Source organism: Butyricicoccus sp., assembly GCF_050872565.1.
In the GTDB taxonomy this organism is placed as follows: Bacteria; Bacillota; Clostridia; order Oscillospirales; family Butyricicoccaceae; genus Butyricicoccus_A.
In genome coordinates, this window is sequence record NZ_JBNMHC010000127.1 from 1 (window position 1) to 5,828 (window position 5,828).

The window sequence follows — 5,828 nt, forward strand, 5'->3', positions numbered from 1 at the left end:
CAGCATTTTCATACAGTTGTCGCGGTTCTGGAACTGGCTTCGCTCGGTCTGGCAGCTGACAACGATGCCGGTCGGCTTATGCGTCAGACGAACAGCGGACGAGGTCTTGTTGATGTGCTGGCCGCCTGCACCGGAGGAACGATATACCTGCATATCAATGTCTTCCGGACGGATTTCTACTTCGGTGTCATCGTCGATTTCCGGCATAACTTCGACAGCAGAGAACGAAGTGTGTCGGCGACCGGACGAGTCAAACGGAGAGATACGAACCAGACGGTGCACGCCGGATTCACTCTTGAGGAAGCCGTAGGCATTTTCGCCTTCAATCAGGATAGAAGCAGACTTCAGGCCTGCGTCGTCGCCTTCCAAATAGTCCAAAATCTTGTAGCTGAAGCCGTGACGCTCTGCCCAACGGGTGTACATGCGGTACAGCATGTCGCACCAGTCCTGGGCTTCGGTGCCGCCTGCACCGGCGTGGAACGACAGAATCGCATTGTTGGCATCGTACTCGCCGAGCAGCAGAGTAGCCAGCTTGCGGCGCTCCAGCTCATCGCTGAGCGCGTCATAGCCTTCGCGCAGCTCGTCAATCATGGAGTCGTCGTCCATTTCAATGGCGAGGTCACACAGGGTCAGCAGGTCTTCCTGCTGGCTGCACAGCGTGTGATAGCCTTCGATTTTGTCTTTCAGTGCCTTGGTGCGCTGCAAAATTTTCTGAGACTTTTCCATGTCATCCCAGAAGCCCGGCTCAGAGGCGCGGTTTTCCAGCTCTTCTACTTCTTCGGCAGCGTGCTCCAGATCGTATGCCTGTCCCAGATCTTCGATGGACGGCTTGAGATCGTGCAGCTTCTGACGGTATTCTTCAAATTCGATGAGTGCCAAAATCAATTCTCCTCACAAATAAAAAATCATATGTTCTTAACTCTATATTATAGTGAAAGCAGGGGGAGAAGTAAAGAATTTTTTGTGTTGCGGGACAAAATACGGTTTATTCACAAAAATTTAGTTTTTCTTACTACTGATTTGTGTTATAATGCAAGGTGAATGGCTAGGCGAGTGCGCAAAGACAAACTTTTCTGGTCTGATTTTAGAGAGGAACTTGATTCATGGGGTTTTTAGACAAGATTTTTGGTACACACAGTGACCATGAGCTCAAGCGCATCCGTCCGATTGCGGACAAGGTTGATGCGCTGGAAGAGGAATATAAGAAGCTGACAGATGCACAGCTTCGCGGCAAGACCGACGAATTCAGAAAACGCTATCAGGACGGCGAGACACTGGACGATCTGCTGCCGGAGGCTTTCGCTACGATGCGAGAGGCGGCATGGCGTGTGCTCGGTATGCGCCATTACCGCGTGCAGATTATCGGCGGTATTGTGCTGCATCAGGGCCGTATCGCAGAGATGAAAACCGGTGAAGGTAAGACCCTCGTGGCAACCCTGCCGGCATATCTGAATGCCATCGCAGGCAAGGGTGTTCACATTGTCACCGTCAATGACTATCTGGCAAAGCGAGACAGTGAGTGGATGGGTAAGGTTTACCGCTTCCTCGGTTTGACGGTCGGATTGGTCATTCACGCTGTTCCGCCGGATCAGCGCAAGCCGATGTACGATGCGGATATTACCTACGGCACAAACAATGAGTTTGGCTTCGATTACCTGCGTGACAACATGGCGATTTATAAAAATCGTATGGTACAGCGCGGACATTTCTTTGCCATCGTCGATGAGGTGGACTCCATCTTGATTGATGAGGCGCGTACGCCGCTGATTATTTCCGGTCGCGGCGATAAGTCTACCGACATGTACGAGCGCGCCGAGAGCTTTGTCAATCGCCTGAAGTGCTATCGCGTCAAGGAGACCGATGACAAGCTAGACTTGGAAGAAGAAGGCGAACGCCTGCGTCTGGAAGAAGAGGAGCGCAAGGCAAATCCGGAAAAGGCAAAGCCGATGACGGATGAAGATCGTCAGATTCTCGAACAGCTGCGTGCAGACTATGTTGTCGATGAAAAGGCAAAGACCGCTGTGCTGACACCGGTTGGTCAGAAAAAGGCCGAACAGTATTTCGGCGTAGAAAATCTGGCAGATCCGGAAAATTCGACGCTGGCACATCACATCAATCAGGCACTGCGTGCCCATGGTATCATGAAGCTGGATGTCGACTATGTCATTCGTGACGGCGAGATCATCATTGTCGATGAGAACACCGGCCGTCTGATGTTCGGCAGACGCTATAACGAGGGTCTGCATCAGGCGATTGAGGCGAAGGAACATGTCAAGGTACAGCGCGAGAGCAAGACGCTGGCTACGATTACCTTCCAGAACTACTTCCGTATGTACGGCAAGCTGTCCGGTATGACCGGTACGGCACTGACTGAGGAAGATGAGTTCCGCGAGATTTATAAGTTGGATGTCATTGAGATTCCGACCAATAAAGACATTGCACGTAAAGACAATCCGGATGCCGTCTATCGTACTGAGGCGGGCAAGTTCCGCGCGGCAATTGCGAAGATTCAGGAGTGCCATGCCAAGGGTCAGCCGATTCTGGTCGGTACGGTATCCATTGAAAAGAGTGAACTGCTGTCCAAGCTGCTCAAGAAGGAAGGCATTGCGCACAATGTCTTGAACGCAAAGTTCCATGAGCAGGAGGCAGAGATCGTCGCACAGGCAGGCCGTTTGGGTGCGGTTACGATTGCCACCAACATGGCTGGCCGTGGTACGGATATTGTGCTCGGCGGCAATGCAGAAAACATGGCTGTAGCAGCTCTGCGCAAGGCAGGCTTTGACGAAGCCATTATCACAGAAGCTACCGGCTATGCAGAGACAGAGGACGAAGAGATCCTGCGTGCCCGCGAAGAATATCAGCGTCATTTGGCAGAGTTCAAGAAGCAGACCGATGAAGAGGGCGAGCGCGTGCGCGCCGCAGGCGGCTTGTATATTCTCGGCACAGAGCGTCATGAATCCCGCCGTATTGACAACCAGCTGCGCGGCCGTGCCGGTCGTCAGGGCGATCCGGGTGAATCCAGCTTCTATATTTCTATGGAAGATGATTTGATGCGCCTGTTCGGCTCCGAGCGCGTCATGGGTATGCTGGATAAGATGGGCATGGATGATGACACGCCGATTGACCAGAAGATGCTGTCCGGCGCGATTGAAAGCGCACAGAAGAAGGTCGAGTCGAGAAACTTCCAGATTCGTAAGAATGTCCTGCAATATGATGACGTGCTCAATACCCAGCGCGAAGTCATTTACAAGCAGCGTCAGGATGTCTTGGACGGCGCAGACCTCAAGGAATCCATTTTGAGCATGGTAGACAGCGTCATTGAGACGACGGTACACGGCGTGCTCGGTGAAAAGAGCTATCTGGAGCCGGTTGATGTAGAGGACATTCGCAAGCACTTCTTGGGTCTGTTCCTGACGCCGGAGGACTTGCAGTTTACCAATGAAGAGCTGGATGATATGGCGCCGGAGGCTCTCGTCGAAGAGATTCGAGAGATTGCCCATGCGGTATATCAGGCGAAGGAAGACGAAGTCACACCGAACATTATGCGTGAGCTGGAGCGCGTCATTCTGCTGCGCAATGTCGATGAAAAGTGGATGGATCACATTGATGCCATGACCGAGCTGCGAAACGGTGTTCGTCTGCGTGCTTATGCACAGCGCGATCCGGTTGTCGAGTACAAGCGCGAAGGCTCGGAGATGTATGACCAGATGATTGCAATGATTCGTGAGGATACCGTCCGTATGATGTATACGGCGCGCGTTCGCGTGCATGGCGAGGAGCCGAAGCGCGAGCAGGTCGCTCAGGAAACCGGTGCATCCGGTGCAGAGGGCGAGGAGAGTGTCTCCAATACCCCGCGCAAGGCAATCAAGAAGCCGGGCAGAAATGATCCGTGCCCGTGCGGCAGCGGCAAGAAGTATAAGAAGTGCTGCGGCCGCAATGAGTAAGAAATAAAAGGGTAGGCGAAACACTGCATGAAACAACATAACAGTTATCTGTTTCTTGTATTGATTGCGGGCGTGTGCGGCGCCGTGCTGCGCGGCATGAGCCTGCTGTATGGCTACGAAAGTGAATCAGGGCTTCCGGTTGACGGCTATATGCCGTCGACCGCTCTGCTGGTGCTGGCGATTGCGCTGGTTGTCGTGGCAGCTGTGCTGTGCCGAACCTGGTTCGGCGGGCAGGAATACGCCTATGAGCAGCTGTTTGCTCCGCTTTCCGGTGTCAGCCGCGTCCTGTGTATGCTGTTTGGCATCGGCATGGCCATTGTATCCGTTTTGGGACTGATTTATCTGCCGGGACAGCTGCTGGAAGAATCGACCATTATGGGCGACCAGCTCATTGCGCCGAGTATGATTATCGTCGTCGCGACGGCAGTTACGTGGGCACTGGGACTGATTACCGGCATCGGCTTGCTGCTGCTGGCAATGGGAAGCAACAAACCGGTATCCAAAAAGACGGGTTTTTACACCACGATTCCGATGTTTTGGGGCTGCTTAGATCTGATTATGGTGTATCATGACAACAGTGCCAATCCGGTGCTGTCGGACTACACCTATCAGCTTGTGCTGATTGTCGCAGTGATGCTGGCATTTTACAGCATGAGCGGATTTTTGTTCTCCAAAGGCTCTGCGCCGCGGTTCTTTGTGTCGGCGGGGGCAGCCATTTTCTTGGCAATCACCAATGCGGGCGGCTTGCTGGTTTGGAAGCTGCGCGCCAATTCCGATTTGGGAATCATGGGATACTTTGGCATCTCTGTCACGTTCCGCGCCGTGATGTATCTGCTGGCGGGTGCCTATCTGCTGGCTGTGCTGTCTCGTGCGCTGCACATAACTCCGCTTCCGCCGAAGCAGGAAAAGACAGAGGAAACACCAACTCCACAAGCAACAGAAGCATAACAAAAAGGCTGTTTTTCAAACGAAAAACAGCCTTTTTTATCGAGTTTTTTCGCATTATTCCGGCATTCCCATGTAATTGAGTCCGAATAAATGCTTGGGAAGCGGCTTGCCGGTCTGCACGGCATCATAGCAGGTCTCCATCAGACAGGCAGCGGGACGCTGGGCGTTGTTGAGGATTTGAAAATAGTCTGTATAGCGTCTCATATGCGGCATAGACGCGTCAATCCACGGCTGATGACTGTGATTGGTGCAGTCGGCGTCAATTGGTGCCAGTGGGCGGATTAAGCTGGAAAAGTCTCCGGAGATGTGCAGTCGATGCTCCAACCAAGACAGCGCGGTGTGTCGGCGGCCGGAACGGTCGTGCAGCAGGTGCTGGACGTGAATCATGGAGCGCATGGACGACTTGACGGCGGAAACCGGCACGCGGGTTCCGTAGACATTCCAAATCGCATGAGACAGAACCGTGCCGATGCAGTTGGCGGTCTTGTTGTCATACGATAAAATCATATGGGCTGGATAATCAGCAGGCTTGCCGCTGTGTGCGGCGGCGATGAGCGCGCGGTCGAGCTCGGATTCACATAAATTATGTTGTGCCGACAGCGACAGCTGCGGATACAGCGGATCAATGCGATAATTGGCAATATATGTCACAAACGGATGCGCTGAGCGGTCTAAGATGTAGTGACAGCAGTAGCCGAGCAAATAGGCGGTTGCCTCCGGCGTGTGGCTGTGAGAACAGGCGGCCGTCAGCGCCTGAAACATGCGGTCAACGCGCTCTTCGTGCATCCGATGACCGACGCGGTTGATGCTGTTTTCGGTGAGTGGGTGGTAAAAAAATAAGATGTCTGGTCCCTGGGCACCCCAGCGAAAAGCGAGCGGTGCCGCTTCAATGGCTTTTGCGAGATAGGGCTGAGCTTCGTGCAGAGCGGAGTCTGC

The 5,828-nt window shown here is 53.3% G+C and carries 4 protein-coding genes; 2 read left to right on the plus strand and 2 right to left on the minus strand.

All coding sequences use genetic code 11. The features are described from left to right. A partial coding sequence (gene prfB, locus ACR0P9_RS06605) for a peptide chain release factor 2 (protein ID WP_432618488.1) occupies positions 1-879 on the minus strand: 879 nt, incomplete at its 3' end. Between the two features lie 224 nt (positions 880-1,103). On the opposite strand from prfB, the gene secA reads away from it, so the two are divergent. Together secA and ACR0P9_RS06615 are read left to right on the plus strand one after the other, a co-directional pair. Continuing rightward, positions 1,104-3,944 carry a preprotein translocase subunit SecA gene (gene secA / locus ACR0P9_RS06610; protein WP_432618490.1) on the plus strand — a complete coding sequence of 947 codons (2,841 nt, stop codon included), beginning with the start codon at positions 1,104-1,106 and terminating at the stop codon, positions 3,942-3,944. Positions 3,945-3,971: 27 nt separating this feature from the next. Continuing rightward, entirely contained in the window at positions 3,972-4,892 is a 921-nt protein-coding gene (locus ACR0P9_RS06615) for a hypothetical protein (protein WP_432618492.1), read from the plus strand. A gap of 54 nt (positions 4,893-4,946) precedes the next feature. Here ACR0P9_RS06615 and ACR0P9_RS06620 read toward each other — a convergent pair. Then, the coding region (locus ACR0P9_RS06620; RefSeq protein ID WP_432618494.1) for a zinc dependent phospholipase C family protein at positions 4,947-5,828 on the minus strand (882 nt) is incomplete at its 5' end.